A 19218-nucleotide genomic window follows, 5' to 3' on the forward strand; every position below is an offset into this window, starting at 1 on the left:
CGCTGACCGACAAAGGCGCGATCAGCTTTTCGCCGCCCGGCGGGCTGCAAATGGACCCGGTCTATCTTCCGCCACCGGAAGGCGTTGTTTCCCGTATGGTCGAGATTGGCACAGAAGGCTATCGTGGCAGCACGCTGGCCGTGCATCTGGGGTATTCACTGTTCCGGGTCATCGCGGGCTTCCTCGCGGGGGCGATTGTTGGCATTCCACTGGGGTATGCGATGGGGTTGAATGGCTGGTTCCGTGGCTGGTTTGACCCGATAGTCGAATTCATGCGTCCGGTGCCTCCGCTGGCCCTGATCCCTTTGATCATCATCTGGTTCGGCATCGGTGAGACCGGCAAGATCATTCTGTTGTTCCTGGCTGCCTTGTGGATCATGGCGATTGCAGCACGGTCAGGCGTTTCGGGCGTGAACATCACCAAGGTACACGCGGCCTATTCGCTGGGGGCCAGCAAGTGGCAGATCATGCGCTATGTGATCGTTCCAAACTCGCTGCCCGAAATCTTCACCGGCGCTCGTGTTGCGATGGGGGTTTGTTGGGGCACCGTTGTGGCCGCTGAACTGGTTGCCGCTTCGGAAGGTGCCGGCATGATGATCATGGTCGCGTCCAAATTCACCCTGACGGACATCGTGTTGATGGGCATCATCCTAATCGGGGTAATCGGCTTTGGCATCGACATGCTGATGCGATGGGCCGAACGTATCCTGGTCCCGTGGAAGGGCAAATCCTAGAACATTGCGACGTAACAGTTCTAAACAGGCCCTCTTCGGGGCCTGTTTTTTGTTAGAGGAGTGCGTTCCTCGCTTTCGACTGCGCCGGCGTGTTTGTAGCAAGTCTTCAGGTGCATTTGGCGACCCCGGCAGGATTCGAACCTGCAACCTGCCCCTTAGGAGTTAGTATATGGTTATATTAAATCTATTTATATCAAATAATTAGCAAGATCGTGCTATGGCTGTGCTTGCTTTTGCGGATGAAGTCAATGATTTGAATGCTATCCAACTTTTTGGTAGAATCTTCAATGAGTTGGTTTGAATCATCCTCGCACAGCCCCTGTGTTTGAACACAACACCAACCTTTAAATCGCCAACTGGACCCAATTTGACTGACGAGCAGACGTCACAGTGTTGCCGCAGAAGCGTGGTGAGCGTCGGTTTTGAACTACAGGTTCAGCTGATCGATGCTGCAAACTGGAATGATGTTTGAAAAGCCCGCTCTGTGGGGAGACTGCCTTCAAATTCGACGACACGGTCCTGCGTCAAGGATTTTTGCTTTGTGCCTATGAGCTGGCGAGGGGAGTACAAAAAACTGAGATGGCATTATGGGTCATTGCCACGGATTCGTTACAGTGGCATGATGGGCTACGTGGTTTGTCAATAGATTTATGCAATCTAGTGACGTGGGAGGCAAAAATGGAAAATCAGGTTTTGGAAACAAACCTTTGTGAAGATGCCATTTTGGAGTGGCAACGCACCCAATACGTCCATGATCAACGGAACCATTTCGACATTCTGTCTCTGCACAAGCAAGACAGGCTAAAGCACTACGCGATGCACATGGCCAAATACGCTGGTAGGGTTGCTCGTGGTGCCCGCGAGGCTAAGTCTATTGAGCGTACATTTACTGACGCTCTTTTGGTATCCTTAAGCGCGGCCAACACCCTTCATCAAAGACTATCGTACACCCCGAACCAATCCAATGAAGTTTTTCTGTATCGAATAACTGATGCTGCTGGTCGGATGAATGATGCATGTGAAAAAATCGATCATTTGGAACCATTCCTCGATCAGGTGACTATTGGAAATCAAGACATTTTTAACTGTTTGTTGGACTTAGCTACTGAAAGAAATTTCAATCCTGAAAATGCACTTGAGCACCGCCGGAAAGAGTTATCTGACCGCCATTTTTATATTCGCTGATGGCTTTTTGGGGACGTGCAGATTGGGAACTTCGCGGTAAAAGCGAAGATATTGTCTCTCCTTGGAAGGACAACCGCCTGGAGGAAGCTGGATATAGGCTTTCTGTAGGCCATGAATACTACACGAATAAGGGTGATGGCGGAGAAATCAAGCAGCTCGATTCAGGTGGTGCATTTGTTGTTGGGCCCGGCGAATTTGTTTTCATCCTCACGGAAGAAAAACTTACTATCCCTCTTGATTGCATAGCATTTGTTTCTGCCCGGGCGACTACCAAATTTAGGGGGCTGGTTAACGTGTCCGGCTTTCAAGTTGACCCAGGTTACACTGGAAAATTTATCTTCGCGATGTTCAACGCTGGTCCAACTAACATTCACCTCAAACGTGGTGACGACATATTCTCTATTTGGGCTGCTGATCTCAAAACTGCTTTAGTGCCTGAATTTGAAGGAACTGACACGATCCCCGACGGGCTGAAAAGCATTCCTACAAACATAATAAACGGAATTTCTTCAAAAGCACTGACAGCCTACCAAGTGAACGAAAGCGTAGCAGCACTTCAAAAAGACTTGCAATCCACTAAGGAAACATTGACCTACCTCAAGGTTGCAGTCGGAATAATATTTGGCGTTGTTCTATTCGTGCTTGGGCCTACTGTAAGAGACGGTGTTAGCAATTTCATTTCTGGCCTAAATGTAAATACTGAAAAAACCTTGACGACTCCAGTTAATGTTACCAACGAACCCCCTCAACCCACTCCCTCAACACCTTAAACTTCGCACGTTTCGGGGCGGATGCAGAATCCACGGGCATCACTTGGAAATCCATTTCTTGTCACGTTCATCTGCCATTTGGGGATCGTTTAAAACGAATGTGAAAACCTAACAGGCTAGCCAGCTTTGTTGGTGAGTAGCCGCTTTCGATCGTTTCGGTTGCAGGCTTCCACAAACAGCTGAGAAACCCGCGCATTCATTTCTGCCACTTGGTAGGTGCTTTCACGCAGTTTAGCTTTAGCAACATCTGCATCACTGATTTGCCCAAGCAAAAGCATTCTAACCAAGGCTTCTATCTCACTGGTATCAGCATCGATTTCTAATGAAATTTTCATTGGGAACCATCGGTCAGCCCAGGCGTCGACAACTGGCTAGCGAGGGTCATGCTTTGCTTTCCTTAGGTTTTGGGCGCTGCCCGGTCGGTTTGTTCCGCCTTGAAACCATCTGCTCCAACTGATCATCAAGTTCCCCTGCAATCACAGCGGATCGGATCGTTTGCAGCGCATCAACCAAGTTGGAAATCTCGCCTACTTCGATTGAATTCTTGTCCTCAAGCAAGGGCAGTTCCTTTGCGCCATCACGCAATGTGATCATCCAAGCACCAGTATGATGTTGCCACCACCACTTGCGAACTGCGCGTTGTTCGGTGATTTGTTGGCGCTCACCATCTTCGCCACGAACCCATTTACGGATGTCTTCAAGGAATTCTTCGTCCTTGAGTTCGGCCTCTGCTGCTTGGATTTGCAGGTCTAGCTTACGGATCAGGTTAAGCCGTTTTCGCGCAACTGGTGATACTGGTTGCTTGCGGGATGAACTTGAAAGGGAAAGCTTGGAAAGGTGGGTCATAGCATGATCTCCATTTTGAACATGCCATGACCAACTAAAGCCGTCTGATTGTCGGGACGACCGTTTTGTGATGCCTACTCCGTCGCTGGTAAGATCAGAAGAAACCGTTGTTCTCCACAACCACCGAATGCTTCCAGTGGAAAATTGGCTTCAGCTTGCGCTTGTGCCGCGATGGAAGGTTCATTTTGAATGTCCTCCAACTGTTGCAGAACCTGCCGTTCCTCTTGTGTCAGCGGTTCTAACTGATGGATCGTTGGCGCACTTGGGCATTCATTTGATGCCTGTTGTGCGGAAAGTGCGCCTGCAAGCAGTACGCCGAGAAGTGCTATTGCAATAAGTTTCATGGGAGTCCTCTTTGGTTGCGGTGTGCGTCAACGCTAAAGAAGCAAAGCCGATGGATATTGTGCACAAATGGCCCAAAGCCATGCAAATTTGGCCCAAGCTCAGCGGCCTTGGCGCTGACTTAACTGCAGCAGTAGTTTCACCTGATTTTGAGGACGACCGTTTTGTGGAGGTTAAAATCACAAGCCATGATCCGGCGTACGAATATCGACAAATGGAGATTTGCCACTAAGCTGGGTCAACCACTTATTGGATAGGTCAGAGACAATGAAAATTCCGAAGTCTTGGGAAGAATTCCCACAAGCATTCTTTCATGACAATCAGCGCCTATTCAAAGGCCTGCTAACTCAGCCTGTCCATGGTCATTTTCAAAGCCTTGACTTCTATGGGCCATCTGCGTGTCGAACAGAGATCCTTTTACCAGATGCTGAAAGCAAAGGTTCGGAGTTGGTTACTCTTGAAAATGCCAAGCCATCTGTTCGACATACCTTTTGGTGCACTGATCGAACCAAATTTGGCTCTGTAAAGCTCAGTCAAATTGCCAATGACAGAATCGTTGAAGCGTACTATCTGCCGGAAGATGATGCTTATGCTTTAGTTGGCATGGTTAGGCGTCAGTTTCTAAAAAGCCAATTCGGGGCCCAGTTCAAGCAGGCATTAACGGATGCAAGTGGCCCAGATCTATCTTTAGAAACATTCAAACTACGTGTTTGACAGCATCATCTCCAAGCCCTTCGACCACTTGGCTCAAGCTTAACTCAACGCTGATCGTCGAAACCAATTGCTCCAGTTGCTCATATGCTTGGTTTAGGTTTTCCGCATAGGGTTTGCGAAAATGCGGGTTGCCAAGGAACGTGCCCAAAATGGTTTTCGTTACCGTTAGCAGTGTTTCCAGCACACGTCTGCTTGGTCGTCGATCCCGCGCCGTCATGCAGGAATAATAGCTTGGTTCGCATCCAAGAATGCGGCGAGAAAACACCGCTTGGGATCGCACCAGATTATTTCGGCGGTATATGTGGAATGCATCTTGCAGGATGCTGCTGGAGTTAAACTCTTCGTATCTCATTGTTGGTCCTTTGCTGTGGGCAACACGCAAATGCTGCCCACATATTTATCCAACTGCTGTTAGGATGTGCTGATCGAAGGGCGGTTTGCATCCAAACTCGCAAGCACTTCGTTTACATCCACACTTTGGGCAACCGGCGCTGGTTCCAACTCAAAGTTTGACCCGAAATAATCCGGAGACTTCTTGCCTTGCTTGTCTTTAAGGCAATGGTTCAAGGGAAACTCTTCCCGTAAGTGCATGTTCCGTTCATCGTCAAACATCAGAACCACGCAATGGTTCGTTTGTGTGTTGAAAAACACCGCGCCATCCACGAATTGCTTCTGGCGCTCGATCAATTCAAACATCTGGCCCATCACGATGTTGGGAATATGGGCTTGGCCCCAACCAAGCTGGTCACACAGTTCGACAATCAACGTCTCAAACAGACTAGAGTTTTTGGGATCGATGACGACCGGAAAATGTTCTAATGCGGCTAGGTCCACATGCAGACGTAGATTGTCCGATGGAAACTGCACTGAGCCATTGAACACAAATCGATTGATCTGCTTAGGGCCAATGCCCTTGCCGTACCTTGGATTGTGCCACAAACGCACGACGGTCTTATGATAAATAGTTTTTGAAGGCATATTTTTCTCCTGTTTCTTGTTTTTATTGGGCCGCACTAATCCTGCGGCCTTTGCCTTTTCGCCCCTTTTGTTCAGGGCCATTTTTCGGAGTTAGCTGTTTCGGTCACTTCTGTTGGGTTGCTGCTGTTGCAGACGAGTTTCATCCCAAAAGAAGAAGAAAAACGAGTTCCCGTTGCGGTCTCCGTTGCCTGTTGCCAGTCACAGTTTCCGTTACAACGGAGTAACTCGTTACCTGTAACAGCAACAGCAACCGAAACTCATTTCCTTCGTTCTTCATCGGCGACTGTAACTGTCAAAGTAACTCCACTTCTATTTAGTCAATTCGCAGCAGCAGAACCGTCTTTTAGGGGCAAACGAGCCAGAAGAATGCCTACTTGGTTGGTAGCAATAGAAATGAACGCAAAGCTATGAATACACTATCGTCGACGATAGGCTTTTTAAACCAACTGACATCAGGGAGTTGGAATATTGCCCTTCGAGATTTGTTCAGCAATGAAGGGCCATGAAAACTCAGAGACAAATGGCCGATTGGCGTCTGACAAATCCACCTCCTTAATGGGAACCTGTTCGTCGGATCCGTCCTCAAAACCGATCTTGTCCATTTGGTCTGCTTGGGGAAATCCATACGCGCCGCCCATTCTGAAATGCGCAATGCCGTTAGCAAACGCCCACTGGTTTGCACTTCACCATCTCGCCCGGATTTCGGCTTTTCTCTAAACTTTTTGGTGATCTCAATGTCTAACTGAGACAGCTTAGAGTTCTTGTCATTCGACTTCAGCAGGGCCTGCTTCCTCACCGCATACAGCAGTATCTTGAATGTTCTCAGCTCCATTTTGGTTTTGCGCATCACATATTTGGCGGCTGGTTTTCGTTGCCCAACCTGTGCGAAGGCTAAGTCAAGCTGCTGGCGAACCAGTTTTTGCATATCTCGTTTGTTGCCCGTTAAAGGCACGGCCAAGAATGCCACATCTGGGAAAAGTTGATTGGCATAATCATTGGTCCAAAACTCTCCAAACTTCTCGTAAAGGTCATTGAATTCTCGCAGGTGTTCGGTGTCAGTTTGCGTCAACGAAGAAATTGCCAACCCTTGCTGCCTTTTGATCAAGGACGGTTCTGGTGTGATCGAAGTGTCAAGTTTGTGTCGGGCTCTACGAAACCACCAATCTTCCATTGATGTTTTCCATACCTCCCCGAAATCTGCGTAGACTTCATTAACGCGCTCAAAGTCATTGGGAAATTGAGTAGCTTTGGGAAGCGGCCCAACCGCAGCAAGGTGTGCCAATCGATATGTGGGGCTGATCTGCAAGAACCAATATAGATACGGCAAAAGGCGCTGGCGCTTTACTTGAGCGCGGAAAATCGTCGAATATTCACCTTTTTTTGTGTTATAAATCAAAAGCTTAAGTTCCCATTTCTGTTGAACGCAAAACTAACGCATCTGAGCGAACATCCTAAAAATCTCATGTTGGCTAGGTTCTGGCTGTCGGCGGCGATCGTCTTCGGCACAACCAAACTCAACCAACGAAAGTGAGACAGTTATGACCATATCTAACACGTTAACCGCTGATCAAGTTCAGCAACAGCTTGATCAACTCGAGAAGAATCGCCTGAATTGGGAGCAAGGTGCTTACAAGAAAAGCAACTCTGCACTTGCTGTGATCTTGCAGGGCTGCTTTGATCTTCTGCGGCAAACTGAAGGCAATATTCAGTTGCGAAAGCAAATAACCAATGCGCTCAAGTCGAAGAATATCACATTCAACGAGGGCACCAGCATGGAAACCCGTGTTGTCCGTTTTGTCTTCGGAGATTGCGGCAATCGGGTTTTCATCTACGCTCGGGTACTGAAGGCTGCACTAGCCAAAAAGTCGGAAAAAGATAGCATGGAAACATGGCTCGCCGAACAAGGCGGTGTCGACAATGTTGCCAGCACTAAATCTAACGGTGGCGCTACCCGCGACAAGTTGATCGAGCTTGCGGAGGCCCATTTCGATGAGACACCTGCTATTGTCGATCTGGACGAAGTGCTGGATCAACTTGCACCTTCATCAGCCGCGACCAATTCTTACTCGCTTGCTCTATTGCGAACTACTTCTGACGGAAAGCAGGGAATTGTATATGGCACCAGCAATCAAACACTGGTTAAGTCGGTTCTCGCTAAAGCAGCAAAAGAAGCAAATCTTCACCAAAACACTGTCGCCGAGAACGCTGATGCCAAACAAGCAAAAGCGCAATCTCAGGCGATTGATGATGCACTAGATGCCCCATCAGAAAGTGAGGTGTAGTCATGCCCTTCGTATCAGATTTTGCCCCCCGCCAGTTTTCTGATCTGATCTTGCCTGATCAGAGTATTGCCGCAAAGCTGCGCCAATACTCTACGCTCGGGTGCAATGATCATCTGCTATTGTTTGGTCCTGCTGGAACCGCAAAAACAACTGTTGCTGAACTTCTGCAAGAATTGCGGGATCTTCATTCGAACGTTGTTCCGCAGAAGTTGGTTATTGAAGGCACGGATTGGGACGCAAGTTCCATCAATGCCATCGACAACCTGTGGTCATTTCAACGAACCAATGGTGTGAAGGTTCCCACTTTTGTCATCAATGAAGTTGATGAATTGACGATGAGGCAGCAAAATGAACTTCGAGCCTTTCTTAGTAAAAGGCTGGGCAAGCTTTGCGTGATGATGACGACAAATAACATCGGCAAACTACGCGAGCCACTCAAAGATCGATGTACTCGAATTCACATGCCCAAGATCACGTTGCCGGATTGGTTACCAAGGGTTCAGCAGTATTTGACCCAGAACCAGCTGATTTTGCCTGATCCGGCGGTGTTAAAGGTCATCAAGACATCGAATGGTTCGGTCCGTGATTTGGGCCGCGCCGTTGATGACTTGATATTTGCGCAACGTTCCAAAGCGCCGAAGTCGGTGGTTCCTCGCGTAGCGAAGTCTACAATCAGCACAAAAGGTCGCGGCTTAAACACTATCGCTGGCAACAGTGTTTAGTCCTGAATTCGCAATCCCAAATTGCAGCCTTGACCGGCCATAAGATTACAGGAGGCCGAATTCACGGCCTTCCGCTTACCAAATTATTTGAAATGAGTACCACACTATGCCCCTATTCCCTTATAAACACCCCTTCATATTGATCTCTGCAAAAGTCAGCGACGACTTAGATCTCGCGGCGAACAAAATTCATGAAGAGTGCGTGTGTGGAGGTAATTCCTTCACGGTCCCCATATTTGGTGAAGTTGTCGCGTTCGAGATGCGTCTTGACTCCGTCAAATATCTTGAGTTCCGTGGCTGTACCTACAATATGTACTCCACCGTTATCGCTTCCGTAGGAGTGTTTCACCCAACTCGAAAAGCGAACCCACTGTTTGAAAACGGTGCTGATTTATTGATCTGTCAAATCGCTCACTATTCTGATCCAGAAACAATAGAGACTGCCGTATTTTTGAACAGTGAGATGCCAAATACTTCTGGCATCAAAGAAATCCAGAACAGGCTTTTAGAGGAAAAACTTAAGAAACCGAACGAAGAATATGGAAGGCATAGCGTAGACGGTTTTTGTGATGCCGACTTTCCCATACATGCTTCTCTTTATTTGCAGCGATTGTTAGCAATCAATCCCGCTAAGTGATGATAGCCAAGCCGGAATGTAAGGAAATTCATATTACTTTACATTCCGGCCTAACCTGCTGATCTTGCAGGTTTCCAGAAAACGGTCGTTCTTCACACCAGATGACAACATAACAAACGCAGTGGAAACACTGCGTTTTGTTGCATTTTGGAGGAAGATCGATGAAGCAAGCCAAGGTACTGACGAAGGCAGAACTCAAGCGTGTGCTTGCACTGTGTGAGAGTGCCCAGAATGGCCACCGCAACAGGATCGCCATATTGCTATCACATCACGCGGGCCTGCGTGTAGGCGAGATTGCCACTTTGGTTTGGTCAGACATCTTGGATCGGGAAGAGCGGGTTAAAGCTGTGTTTTATCTAAAGGCCGAGAATACCAAGGCAGGTGAGGCTAGACAGGTGCATCTGAACCAAACCCTACAAAAGCAGTTAAAGGGCTTCTATCATACGCTCAATCGTTTTCACCGCGTATCTGATCCTGTTGTTCAATCCCAAAAGGGTGGTCCATTCCCCGCGAACAGTTTGTGCCAACTTTTCAGGCGCATCTACGCTGCTGCTGGCATTGACGATGCGACGTCACATAGTGGTCGCCGTTGGTTTATAACACAGCTTGCACATTCAGGTGTGTCGCCCAAGGTTATCATGGAACTCGCGGGGCATAAGCAACTGACAACCACCCAACGGTACATTCAGGTCGATGATCGAATGAAACAGCAGGCGGTAGAATTGTTGTGAACGGCCCATAGTCACCATTCTCTGGCTGTCCCTTTGCTGCGCGGCAGCAGAGGGAGGATGCGCTGGAAGGTATCTCACCTCCTTGTAATACCCACATGAATTCCGCCGCTATTAGTTTTCTGGAACTGTTCTATTCCAGAAGAGGAGGCTAAGGTAACTTGCGGAGAACCTCAGTGGAATCGATCTTTGAACATCAAGACATCTCAAGTCGCGTTAGATCGTAGAGTAAGCATCGTTGAGGGTCTGGACAAAGGCGATCATCAAATTCGTACTGTTAGTGACCTTCGACGCTTCAGACGGGTCGTATTGATCGGCGAACCTGGGATGGGAAAATCTGCTGTTTTGAGACAAGAAGCTCAGGATAGCCATACCAAAAAGATCAACGTCAGATCTCTGGTAAATCTACCGCCAGAGACCAAGATCCCCGAAAGAGCTTACCTTGATGCGCTGGATGAATATCGATCTGATGGGTCTGCCGCTGATAAAGCCAATTTCCTCGCGTTATCGCTGCACACGAAATGCCCCAACGGGTGGATGCTATCCTGCCGATCTCAGGACTGGCGCAAGGATGCAGATCTGAACGCGATCAATGAACAGTACGAACAAGCTGACACCGTCGTCGTTGCAAGGTTGCTACCCCTTGAAAAAGAAGAGGCGGTTTCACTTCTCGAAGCTACTGGAATGGCAAATCCTGACCAATTCTATGACATAGGTTTGAAGAAGGGAGCCCGAGCATTCCTTGAAAACCCTCTCAGCCTCTCACTGCTGCAAAATGTAGTTTCAGCGAAAGGTGATTGGCCTGAATCGAGATTTGAAGTATTCGAAGCCGCCACCAGTCAGTTGTGCCACGAAAATAATGAAGAGCGTCGGTTTCAGCATACAAAATCTGCCTCTGAAATCCTGAGCGTCGCAGAAGAGCTATGTGCGCTGCTAATTGTTGCCGGTTCCCGCGCATTTTGGTCATCAAATGCAGTTCCCACTGGAGCCAATGATGCAACAGAATTTCTAAAGACCAACGATACTGGTATCGAGCGATCTCTCATTGCCCAAACCCTCGACACGCCACTGTTTTCCGGAGAGGGAGAAGAGTTCGAGCCTATACACCGGAGTGTTGCAGAGTTTCTTGCCGCTCGTTTCTTGGCAAAGAAGGCCGCAGGAACTCCGAACACTCCGCGCGTTCCTCTATCTCGCCTATTGGCTCTTATCTGTGCCACAGATCAAAAATCTCCGACGGAACTGCGGGGCGTATACGCGTGGCTCGCTGCGCATTTAGAAAGACTGGGAAAGCAGGACCTCGCAGAAATTCTTTGTGTTAACGACCCTTTGACAGTCGTGGCTTATGGGGACGCTGGTGCCTTTTCTGCCAAAACCCGTGAACAGTTGCTCCTCTCGCTTGATAGGGATGATCCGTTTTTTCGTTCGCATAGTGAAGGCGATACCGCGCTAAATACCTTGGCAGGCGAGGACTTGGCACCCAACCTGACTGCTATTTTGAATGGCAATGCCGGACCAGGCCATTCACTTGTTACTGTTTACGATATCCTCACAACAGGTAAACCCGTGGTAAGCTTGCGCCCGCTATTGCGGCGCATTGCATTGGATCCCAAGCGCTCCGAATGGGAGCGCTGGAGAGCTTTTGACGCTTGGATGAATGGAGAAGCGCATCCTCAGACAGCAATGCGATCCCTATTTGACGATTTGGCCACTGAGAGCCCTTCAAACGGGCGAGAAAACCTGCGCGCCTACATTGCAGCAGGTTTTGACGAGAACCATCTAACTTTGTCCGACGTATTTTCGATATTCAGTGACTACGAAATCTCAGAAGAAGACAACACAATTGGCCGGCTCTCCCGGTTGGTACGTCGCTTGGAGGCTAAGCCAATTTTGGAATTCTTTGATGTGCCGTCGGGCGAGTGGAGGCCCAAAACAGACCAGCGCAGAAAAAGCTATGGGATCTCTCACGATCTGGATCGGATACTATCGGCAGCGATCCGATCTCAAGAAGCGCTGAACGCAAAGACCCTTTGGCGTTGGTTGCAAAATGCCGGTCATGACCGTTGGAGTAGCAGTCCAAGGGAGACACGAAAAGCGGTCGCCAAGTGGCTGGAAGAGGCCCTTGAAAATGAAACTATGCTATTCAAGGAAGCTCTAAAGTCGGTAGCTCCCGACGACGGACCATGGATGCCATATTTCAACTTCGTCGAAGCGACGGGTCGAGTTCCGTCTGAAATGTGCGTTGAAGGGCTAATTTCTCCCTGGATCAAACCGAAAGGGAAACAACACTTTCTGCCCAGTCTTCGGGCGACTGTTCGAGATTTCTGCTTGAAACTATCCGGTCGCAAATCCCATGCTCCAGAAGCCGGGAAACCAATCGGAGATGCTGATAAACGATTGCTCGCCACCGTTGCAGATGTGTGCAAGAGATTGAATGATCCAGCACCCGTCTTTTGGCGCGCATATGACGTAATCCAAGAAACTCTTGGCGAGGGAGAAATTCTCTCGAGCTTGGTAACCTGCGAAATACCAGAATACATGGGCAGGCAGGCGGCAAACAAAGTTGAACGAGAGCTGGAAGCCGAGAGTGACCGAACCAAAAGAATCGAGGGCTGGAAGAACGGTCATTCACTCCTGAGGTCCGGAGCAGGCAACCTTGACCATGCAGCGATGGTCTATTTTGGCTTTGTTGATGACTTAGAGCGAAAGTGGTCCAAAGAAAACCTTCAGAACCATTTCAATGCTGAAATTTCCGCCTCAATCATAGCCGGTTTCAAGCGTCGTGCTGAAATTGGATTAAGTGTCCCGATGTCAGAACTTGGACGTTTGCGGGCCAAACAGGCCCGCAACTGCATGGAAACCGCCATCGTAGCAGCGGTAAGTATCTATTTGAAGGAAAGAGACTTTGAAGCACTGGACAAATTACCACTTGAGGCTGCGTTTTCAGTCCTCCTGAATTGGGGCTTCTGTGACGACGAAGAGCACTGCAGCCAGTTGAAAGGCTGGGCACATAGCAAGCTTGATGGTGATAGCAAGCGCGCAAGCGACTTGTTGGTCAGTTTTTGGTTGGACGAGTTGGACGCCCGTGTCGCTCTAAAACAAGGCGACGATACATTAGACATCGGTTTGGTCCATGATTTTTCCGATGGCGAAACAAAATCAGAGACTGCGTCCTTGGCGTTGTCCAAGTTGTTTGACAAACGCTACGATTTTCCGCCCAAAGTTCTTCGATCATTAGTTCGTACAACTGTCCATCAGTGGCCTGCTGATGAGATTCTGAAAATCTGCAAATCAGTAATCTCGGATAAAGCCGTCTCGAAAGAGAATAGACAGGTTTGGATGGTGGTTGCGTTTGCAATCGCCCCTCATGGGTTGAGCAAACAATTACAGAGCTTGTTCGCAAAAGACAGGAAAGCCCTGGCTGAACTTTCTGATGTGAATGAAACCGTCACCAAGTCATTTCCACTCGCTGGGACACATGACAAACTCGCCTATCACGTTGCCGAGGTTGAAATTCTTGGGCCAGAGTTCCCACCTACTGGCGACATGTTCGGTCCCAGAGACACCGTGCAACACTCAATTAACAGTCTGGCCGAAATCCTTGATCAAGAAGCAAATAAAGCGCTCATTCGGTTGTGCAATTTGCCGCTACTTAAAGATTGGGAAAGTAACCTACGCCACGCAATTTCAACCAACTTGAAAATGATCAGGGATGACACTTTCAATCATCCAACAATGAAGCAGCTCCAAGAGACATTGGCCGGAGGGCCCCCAATCAATGCAGCAGATCTTCGCGCCGTGATGGTTGAGGTCCTAAGGGGTTATCAGGAAGAGGTTGTTCGAGGAGATCTTCCGGCTTGGAATGGATATTGGAACACTGACCAATATGGGAAGGCAGTAGACCCAAAGATCGAAAACGTCTGCAGAGATCATGTCTTGACCATCATTCGGCCAAAATTAGAAAGGTTTGCGATAGATTTAGCGTTGTCAGAAGCGCAACGTGCTGGTGGGCGAAGGGCAGATATTCTCCTTGCAACGGGGGCCGGAAGAAACCTACCCATAGAAGCGAAGCGCCATTACAACACGGAATTATGGACCGCTGTTTCAGACCAACTTCAAGATTATGCCGACGACCCACTCGCGGATGGCTTCGGAATCTATCTGGTTTTCTGGTTTGGACTGAAAGCTGGAGCTCTGCCAAAAGCACCAGCAGGAATCACGAAACCTACCAGCGCAATTGATTTGGAGCGATCCTTAACGGAGATAATGTCGCAGGAACAGCAAGAGCGATTTGACATCGTCGTTCTCGACGTCGAACCTCCCCAAAAGCCTTAGCTGCCATGCAAATTTGCGCATGCAGCGAACTCCCGTATTCCGCCCTCACCACTCATCATCACCACGCAAAATCCTAGCCTGATCCGCTGGAATAACATCAGAATACCAACGCTCGATCATCTCAACCGAGGTCCGCATGTTGGTTGCCAGCGTGTAAATATCAACAGGTGGATCACGTTGTAGTGCCCACGTGGCATAGGAATGACGGAAGCAATAGGCTGTGAAATTGTTGCCAAAGGCATCTTCCGTCAGGTCCGCAGCTTTCAGAAGTGCCTTCAAACTGTTGTTGAACGTGGTCATCCGATCCCCTTTGTAGTTGCAGAATACCGGATCATACTTTGTTGGTTTGCGTCCAAACTGGCGTTGGAACGCGCGGTAAACACCTTCAAAACCACTGATTGCACTACGACGCGGGATGAACCTCTGTGGTAATCGTCCTTTGCCATGCGCGTAAACGGTGATCTCCTGCTCCGCCATGGGCTTTTTGATAGCTTCCTCAAAGCCTTCAACATGGCTCCAGTTGAGATTGAACATCTCCATTGTTCGCATCCCTGTTTCCGCAGCAATGACGATGAAATTGTGCAGCATGTATCGTTCAAACAAAAACTTGGGCCGATCGGCAACTTCCAAGATCCGTTGCTGGCTCACCTCTAGCAGGTGATTGTACTGCTCTTTGGTAAACGCTGGTCGTTTCTTGTTCAGAACCTTACCCGCTTCGATCTTAGGTATTTCTGCGGCTCTCAAAAAACCCCTATGAACGCCCTTCTTGAACACTCCGCGCACAATGGATGTTTCACGCCTTAAGGTGCTTGCAGTGGCTTCTGTGTTCGGCGCTTTGCGCCTTAGGTTTTTGTGGCCCCGCTCAAATCTCAACCACTCCAAGTTTTTTCCTTGGCCCTCGGTCCAGTAAACACGACGCCAGTCCACATATTCAACCAAGTCCTTATACCTGATTGAGGTGATGTTTCGGCGGCCAAAATACGGGATTAGATATCGCTCAACCACACCTTTGGCATACCGATACCCTTTGAGCTTACTTGGCTCTTTTACGGCATCTTTTTCCAGATCATCCAAGTATTCCTGTGCTAACTTGTCAAAACTGGCGACACCCAACAGCAAACCTTCTTTTGCACGGATTTCTGCTTCCATGTATTTGCGTTCAGCTAGGTCATAAGCTTTGGAACGATCACGTGTTCCCAAACCAATTCGGATTTGCTTGTGGCCCTTCAACGTGAACCGCATTGCATACATGCCATTATCGTAGCGTTTGAAGACCCTGTATGGGAGTTCCGTTTCTTCGAATTCCATAGTCAATCCATCGTGCCGTTTTGTGAAGCACATGAAACCCTGTGCTAAATCCGTGCTAAGCACAGGAATCGGCATCGGCTAAACTATTGATATTATTGACGCCGAAATGCCTGTGCTAATGCCGTGCTAGCTTATTGGGATCATTTCGATAACGCAAGAAATGCGAAAAAGATGGAAATAAACCAGCGTTTTCAACAAATTAATTGGCGACCCCGGCAGGATTCGAACCTGCAACCTGCCCCTTAGGAGGGGGCTGCTCTATCCAGTTGAGCCACGGGGCCGCGCGAGGTCTGTTTAACCAAGCCGAAGGTGGATGTCATGAGCTTTACGCGAGGTTGAACTGAATTGATCGTTTGCGGTAACGTTGTGGCAAATCATAACCCGAGGTTCCCGTGACAGCAGATAACAAACGCCCGCTCACCCTGCGCGATGTGTCCGAAGCGTCGGGGGTCTCTGAAATGACGGTCAGCCGCGTCTTGCGCAACCGCGGTGACGTATCGGAAGCGACGCGTGAGAAGGTTCTCGCAGCGTCAAAGGAACTGGGCTATGTCCCTAACAAGATTGCGGGCGCCCTGGCGTCGAACCGGGTGAACCTGGTGGCGGTGATCATTCCATCCCTGAGCAACATGGTGTTCCCCGAGGTTCTGACCGGCATAAATCAGGTGCTGGAAGATACCGCATTGCAGCCGGTGGTCGGCGTCACCGACTATATGCCCGAAAAAGAAGAACGCGTATTGTACGAGATGCTGTCCTGGCGGCCATCGGGGGTGATCATCGCCGGGCTGGAGCACTCGGATGCGTCCAAGGCGATGCTGGAAGCCGCCGGAATTCCGGTGATCGAGATCATGGATACCGATGGCAAGCCCGTCGATGCGATGGTCGGGATATCGCACCGCCGGGCGGGTCGCGAAATGGCACGTGCCATTGTGAAGGCCGGGTATCGCCATATCGGGTTCATGGGCACCAAGATGCCGCTGGACCATCGCGCGCGGAAGCGGTTCGAAGGCTTCACCGAAGTGCTGGCCAAGAACGGGATCGAAATTGAGGATCGGGAGTTTTACTCAGGTGGATCGGCGCTTGCCAAGGGGCGCGAGATGACGCAAGCGATGCTGGAGCGCTCGCCTGAACTGGATTTTCTGTATTACTCGAACGATATGATCGGCGCGGGCGGGCTGCTGTACCTGCTGGAAAAGGGCGTCGATATCCCGGGTCAGATCGGCCTTGCCGGGTTCAACGGGGTCGAATTGCTGCAAGGTCTGCCGCGTCAGCTGGCGACGATGGATGCCTGCCGGCTTGAGGTCGGGCGCAAGGCTGCCGAGATCATTCTGGCCCGTCTTGAAGAGCCGCCCGAGGACGTCGAAACGCAGGTTACTCTGACACCTAAGATCAGCTTTGGCGACACGCTGAAGCGACGCTGATCCGTGAGCCAACCGGTATTGGACAATCGCGCGGCGCGGCGGCTTTTCATGGACCGTCATGCGCTGCTCGAACCACCTTCGGGCGCGGCCAGGGGTGCAGAACTGCTGGATCTGATCACCCGACTGGGGTTTGTGCAGCTTGACAGCATCAACACCGTGGCGCGGGCGCATGACCTAATTCTGTTTTCGCGGCGCCCCAGCTATCGCGGCAAGCACCTGAAGGCGCTGTATGAAGCTGATCAGGCGCTGTTTGAACACTGGACCCACGATGCCGCCGTCATCCCGATGGTGTTCTATCCGCACTGGCGTCTGCGTTTTCAGCGCGATGCCGAGTTGTTGAAGGCGCGTTGGAAGAACTGGCGCCGTGACGGGTTCGAAGAACAGTTCAAATCGGTTCTGGATCACATTCGCGATCATGGCCCGGCCGGATCATCCGACGTTGGCAAAGGCGAAAGGCGTGGCAGCGGCGGGTGGTGGGACTGGCATCCGTCAAAAACCGCGCTTGAGTTTCTGTGGCGCAGCGGTGCTTTGACTGTGATCGGTCGCGACGGATTTCAGAAACGCTATGACCTGACCGAACGCGTGATCGAAGACGCTTTGCGGGCCGATCACCTGTGCCCGAACCCACAGGACACCATCGACTGGCTGTGCAACGGTGCGCTTGACCGGTTGGGGTTTGCGACGTCTGGCGAAATTGCTGCGTTCTGGGACACGGTTTCACCGGCCGAGTCCAAAGCCTGGGTCGCTGACGAACTGGCAACGGGCCGCCTGATCAAGGCCGGGATTACCTGCGCCGATGGATCTGTTCGGCAGGTTGTGGCCCGTCCCGATCTGGACGAACGCGCCGCTGAAATTGCCTCCCCGTCGGGGCGTATCCGCGTGCTTAGCCCGTTCGACCCCGCCTTGCGCGACCGGGCGCGGGCCGAGCGGTTGTTTGGGTTTTATTACCGGATCGAGGTGTTCGTTCCGGCCGACAAACGCACCTATGGATATTACGTCTTCCCGCTTCTGGAAGGTGACCGGTTGGTCGGACGGATTGACATGAAGGCGCATCGCGATTGTGGTGAGTTGCGGGTGACTGCCCTGTGGCCGGAACCCGGCGTTCGGTGGTCGGACGCCCGCACCCGGCGTCTGGAGGCCGAACTGGCCCGCGTCGCACGGCTTGCGGGAACGCCGGATGTGGTCTTCCTGAACGGCTGGATGCGGGATCCCAAGCCGACGGCTTAATCCAGAAAACCGCGGTCTTCGATCATCCCCAGCAATTGATCCAAAGATCCGTCCAGCGTCTTGCCGGACGTGTCCAACTGTGCTTCAGCCTTTGAATACAACGCTTCGCGGCTGGTCAGGATCGACCTTAGCTGTTCCATGGCTTCGGGATTGCCCGCCATAGGGCGTTCATCCCCTTGGGCCCGCACCCGCGCCATGTGCTCGTCCGGCGTGGTCTTCAGCCAGATGGTGTGGAAATGGGTCAACAGCCGGTTATAGGTCGCCGGTTCGGCGACGATGCCCCCGGCCACAGCCAGAACCATGGCGTCATGCGTGGCGATCACCCGCGAAATCGCCTGCGCCTCAAGCTTGCGATAGCCTTCCTGCCCATAAAGCGCCATTACCTCATCCACGGGCATCCCGGCCTGTTCTTCGATCTCTGTATTGAGTTCGACAAAGGGGATGTCCAACCGGTCGGCCACCAATCCGCCGAGCGTGGATTTCCCGGCCCCGCGCAACCCGACAAGGCACAATCGGTGCGCTCTGCGGCTTTCGGCGGATGCAGGACTGAGGATATCGACGACCTTGCGCTGCACATCCGAGCTGGATCCGCGAAACAATTCGGACACGCGCAGGGGCTCGGACGTCCACGGATCTTCTTCACCAACCAGCCATTCGATACGATGATCCAGCGCGATGGCCACGCGTTGCAGCAATCCGATCGAGATATTGCCCTCGCCCGCCTCAAGCTGGGCCAGATAACGCGGCGACACGCCTGACATTTCCGACAGAACCCGGCGTGGGATGCCCTTGCGTTCGCGTGCGCGACGCACGCGGTCGCCGACGCGCTGGATCAGGGCGGCGACTTCGCGTTCAGTCTGGGTTTCCGGTGTGTCGGCGATGGCTTCGCCCCGAAAATTGGTTATCTCGGCCATACCTGACGGTCGTCCTGTGAAAAATATTGCATAAGACTACGATGCGGCCCCGTTAGATTCAAAGAGAAATGCGCCGCTTTC

Annotated in this window: 20 protein-coding genes and 1 tRNA gene; 12 read left to right on the forward strand and 9 right to left on the reverse strand. The window is 50.8% G+C overall.

Going from position 1 to position 19218, the window contains the following annotated elements:
* The 3 genes from FOY56_RS16590 to FOY56_RS16600 all read left to right on the forward strand — a co-directional run.
* Positions 1–734 (forward strand): ABC transporter permease subunit (locus FOY56_RS16590; RefSeq protein WP_146346995.1); only part of this gene is annotated, 734 nt, incomplete at its 5' end.
* A 468-nt stretch (positions 735–1202) separates the two neighbouring features.
* Entirely contained in the window at positions 1203–1919 is a 717-nt protein-coding gene (locus tag FOY56_RS16595; RefSeq protein ID WP_146346996.1) for a hypothetical protein, read from the forward strand.
* Positions 1919–2689, forward strand: coding sequence for a dCTP deaminase domain-containing protein (locus FOY56_RS16600; RefSeq protein ID WP_146346997.1), 771 nt, complete (start codon positions 1919–1921; stop codon positions 2687–2689). Before FOY56_RS16595 ends, FOY56_RS16600 begins: the two co-directional genes overlap by 1 nt.
* A gap of 116 nt (positions 2690–2805) precedes the next feature.
* Here the strand turns inward: FOY56_RS16600 and FOY56_RS16605 are convergent, their stop codons facing one another.
* The 3 genes from FOY56_RS16605 to FOY56_RS16615 form a co-directional block, all read right to left on the reverse strand.
* Positions 2806–3024, reverse strand: a complete 219-nt coding sequence (locus FOY56_RS16605) for a hypothetical protein (protein WP_146346998.1) — start codon at positions 3022–3024, stop codon at positions 2806–2808.
* 46 nt (positions 3025–3070) lie between these two features.
* Entirely contained in the window at positions 3071–3535 is a 465-nt protein-coding gene (locus FOY56_RS16610) for a DUF6641 family protein (RefSeq protein WP_146346999.1), read from the reverse strand.
* Positions 3536–3609: 74 nt separating this feature from the next.
* Positions 3610–3879, reverse strand: coding sequence for a hypothetical protein (locus FOY56_RS16615; protein WP_146347000.1), 270 nt, complete (start codon positions 3877–3879; stop codon positions 3610–3612).
* A 50-nt stretch (positions 3880–3929) separates the two neighbouring features.
* On the opposite strand from FOY56_RS16615, the gene FOY56_RS16620 reads away from it, so the two are divergent.
* Both FOY56_RS16620 and FOY56_RS16625 read left to right on the forward strand, forming a co-directional pair.
* Entirely contained in the window at positions 3930–4109 is a 180-nt protein-coding gene (locus FOY56_RS16620) for a hypothetical protein (RefSeq protein WP_222435003.1), read from the forward strand.
* A gap of 35 nt (positions 4110–4144) precedes the next feature.
* Positions 4145–4591 (forward strand): hypothetical protein, encoded by a 447-nt coding sequence (locus FOY56_RS16625; RefSeq protein ID WP_146347002.1) that lies wholly within the window; start codon positions 4145–4147, stop codon positions 4589–4591.
* Here the strand turns inward: FOY56_RS16625 and FOY56_RS16630 are convergent.
* The 3 genes from FOY56_RS16630 to FOY56_RS16640 all read right to left on the reverse strand — a co-directional run bounded on the left by FOY56_RS16630 (position 4575) and on the right by FOY56_RS16640 (position 6965).
* Positions 4575–4943, reverse strand: coding sequence for a DUF6626 family protein (locus tag FOY56_RS16630; RefSeq protein ID WP_146347003.1), 369 nt, complete (start codon positions 4941–4943; stop codon positions 4575–4577). The genes FOY56_RS16625 and FOY56_RS16630 overlap by 17 nt on opposite strands.
* Positions 4944–5002: 59 nt before the next feature.
* Complete coding sequence (locus FOY56_RS16635) at positions 5003–5650, reverse strand: hypothetical protein (RefSeq protein ID WP_146347004.1); 648 nt, start codon at positions 5648–5650, stop codon at positions 5003–5005.
* Positions 5651–5939: 289 nt separating this feature from the next.
* Entirely contained in the window at positions 5940–6965 is a 1026-nt protein-coding gene (locus tag FOY56_RS16640) for a hypothetical protein (protein ID WP_146347005.1), read from the reverse strand.
* Between the two features lie 142 nt (positions 6966–7107).
* Here FOY56_RS16640 and FOY56_RS16645 point away from each other — a divergent pair, with 142 nt between their 5' ends.
* From FOY56_RS16645 to eruA, 5 genes are all read left to right on the forward strand, one after another.
* Positions 7108–7851 carry a hypothetical protein gene (locus tag FOY56_RS16645; protein ID WP_146347006.1) on the forward strand — a complete coding sequence of 248 codons (744 nt, stop codon included), beginning with the start codon at positions 7108–7110 and terminating at the stop codon, positions 7849–7851.
* Between the two features lie 2 nt (positions 7852–7853).
* Positions 7854–8573: an AAA family ATPase gene (locus FOY56_RS16650; protein WP_146347007.1), complete on the forward strand. Its 720-nt coding sequence runs from the start codon at positions 7854–7856 to the stop codon at positions 8571–8573.
* Positions 8574–8679: 106 nt separating this feature from the next.
* Positions 8680–9210, forward strand: a complete 531-nt coding sequence (locus FOY56_RS16655; protein ID WP_146347008.1) for a hypothetical protein — start codon at positions 8680–8682, stop codon at positions 9208–9210.
* Between the two features lie 161 nt (positions 9211–9371).
* The gene (locus FOY56_RS16660) at positions 9372–9941 is read left to right on the forward strand and encodes a tyrosine-type recombinase/integrase (protein WP_146347009.1); all 570 of its coding nucleotides are present in this window, start codon (positions 9372–9374) and stop codon (positions 9939–9941) included.
* Between the two features lie 186 nt (positions 9942–10127).
* Positions 10128–14270 carry an NACHT domain-containing antiphage protein EruA gene (gene eruA, locus FOY56_RS16665; RefSeq protein WP_146347010.1) on the forward strand — a complete coding sequence of 1381 codons (4143 nt, stop codon included), beginning with the start codon at positions 10128–10130 and terminating at the stop codon, positions 14268–14270.
* Positions 14271–14315: 45 nt separating this feature from the next.
* On the opposite strand, the gene FOY56_RS16670 is transcribed toward eruA, so the two are convergent.
* Positions 14316–15578, reverse strand: coding sequence for a tyrosine-type recombinase/integrase (locus FOY56_RS16670; protein ID WP_186766365.1), 1263 nt, complete (start codon positions 15576–15578; stop codon positions 14316–14318).
* A 204-nt stretch (positions 15579–15782) separates the two neighbouring features.
* A tRNA-Arg gene (locus FOY56_RS16675) sits at positions 15783–15859 on the reverse strand.
* 111 nt (positions 15860–15970) lie between these two features.
* Here FOY56_RS16675 and FOY56_RS16680 point away from each other — a divergent pair.
* Entirely contained in the window at positions 15971–16996 is a 1026-nt protein-coding gene (locus FOY56_RS16680) for a LacI family DNA-binding transcriptional regulator (protein ID WP_146347012.1), read from the forward strand.
* Between the two features lie 48 nt (positions 16997–17044).
* Positions 17045–18223, forward strand: a complete 1179-nt coding sequence (locus FOY56_RS16685) for a winged helix-turn-helix domain-containing protein (protein WP_146347163.1) — start codon at positions 17045–17047, stop codon at positions 18221–18223.
* Here the strand turns inward: FOY56_RS16685 and FOY56_RS16690 are convergent.
* A complete protein-coding gene (locus tag FOY56_RS16690) occupies positions 18220–19137 on the reverse strand; it encodes a helix-turn-helix transcriptional regulator (protein WP_146347013.1) in 918 nt (305 codons plus the stop codon). The two genes, FOY56_RS16685 and FOY56_RS16690, sit on opposite strands and share 4 nt — an antisense overlap.
* Positions 19138–19218: the final 81 nt, after the last annotated feature.

This window comes from Falsiphaeobacter marinintestinus (assembly GCF_007923355.1).
Lineage (GTDB): Bacteria > Pseudomonadota > Alphaproteobacteria > Rhodobacterales > Rhodobacteraceae > Phaeobacter_A > Phaeobacter_A marinintestinus.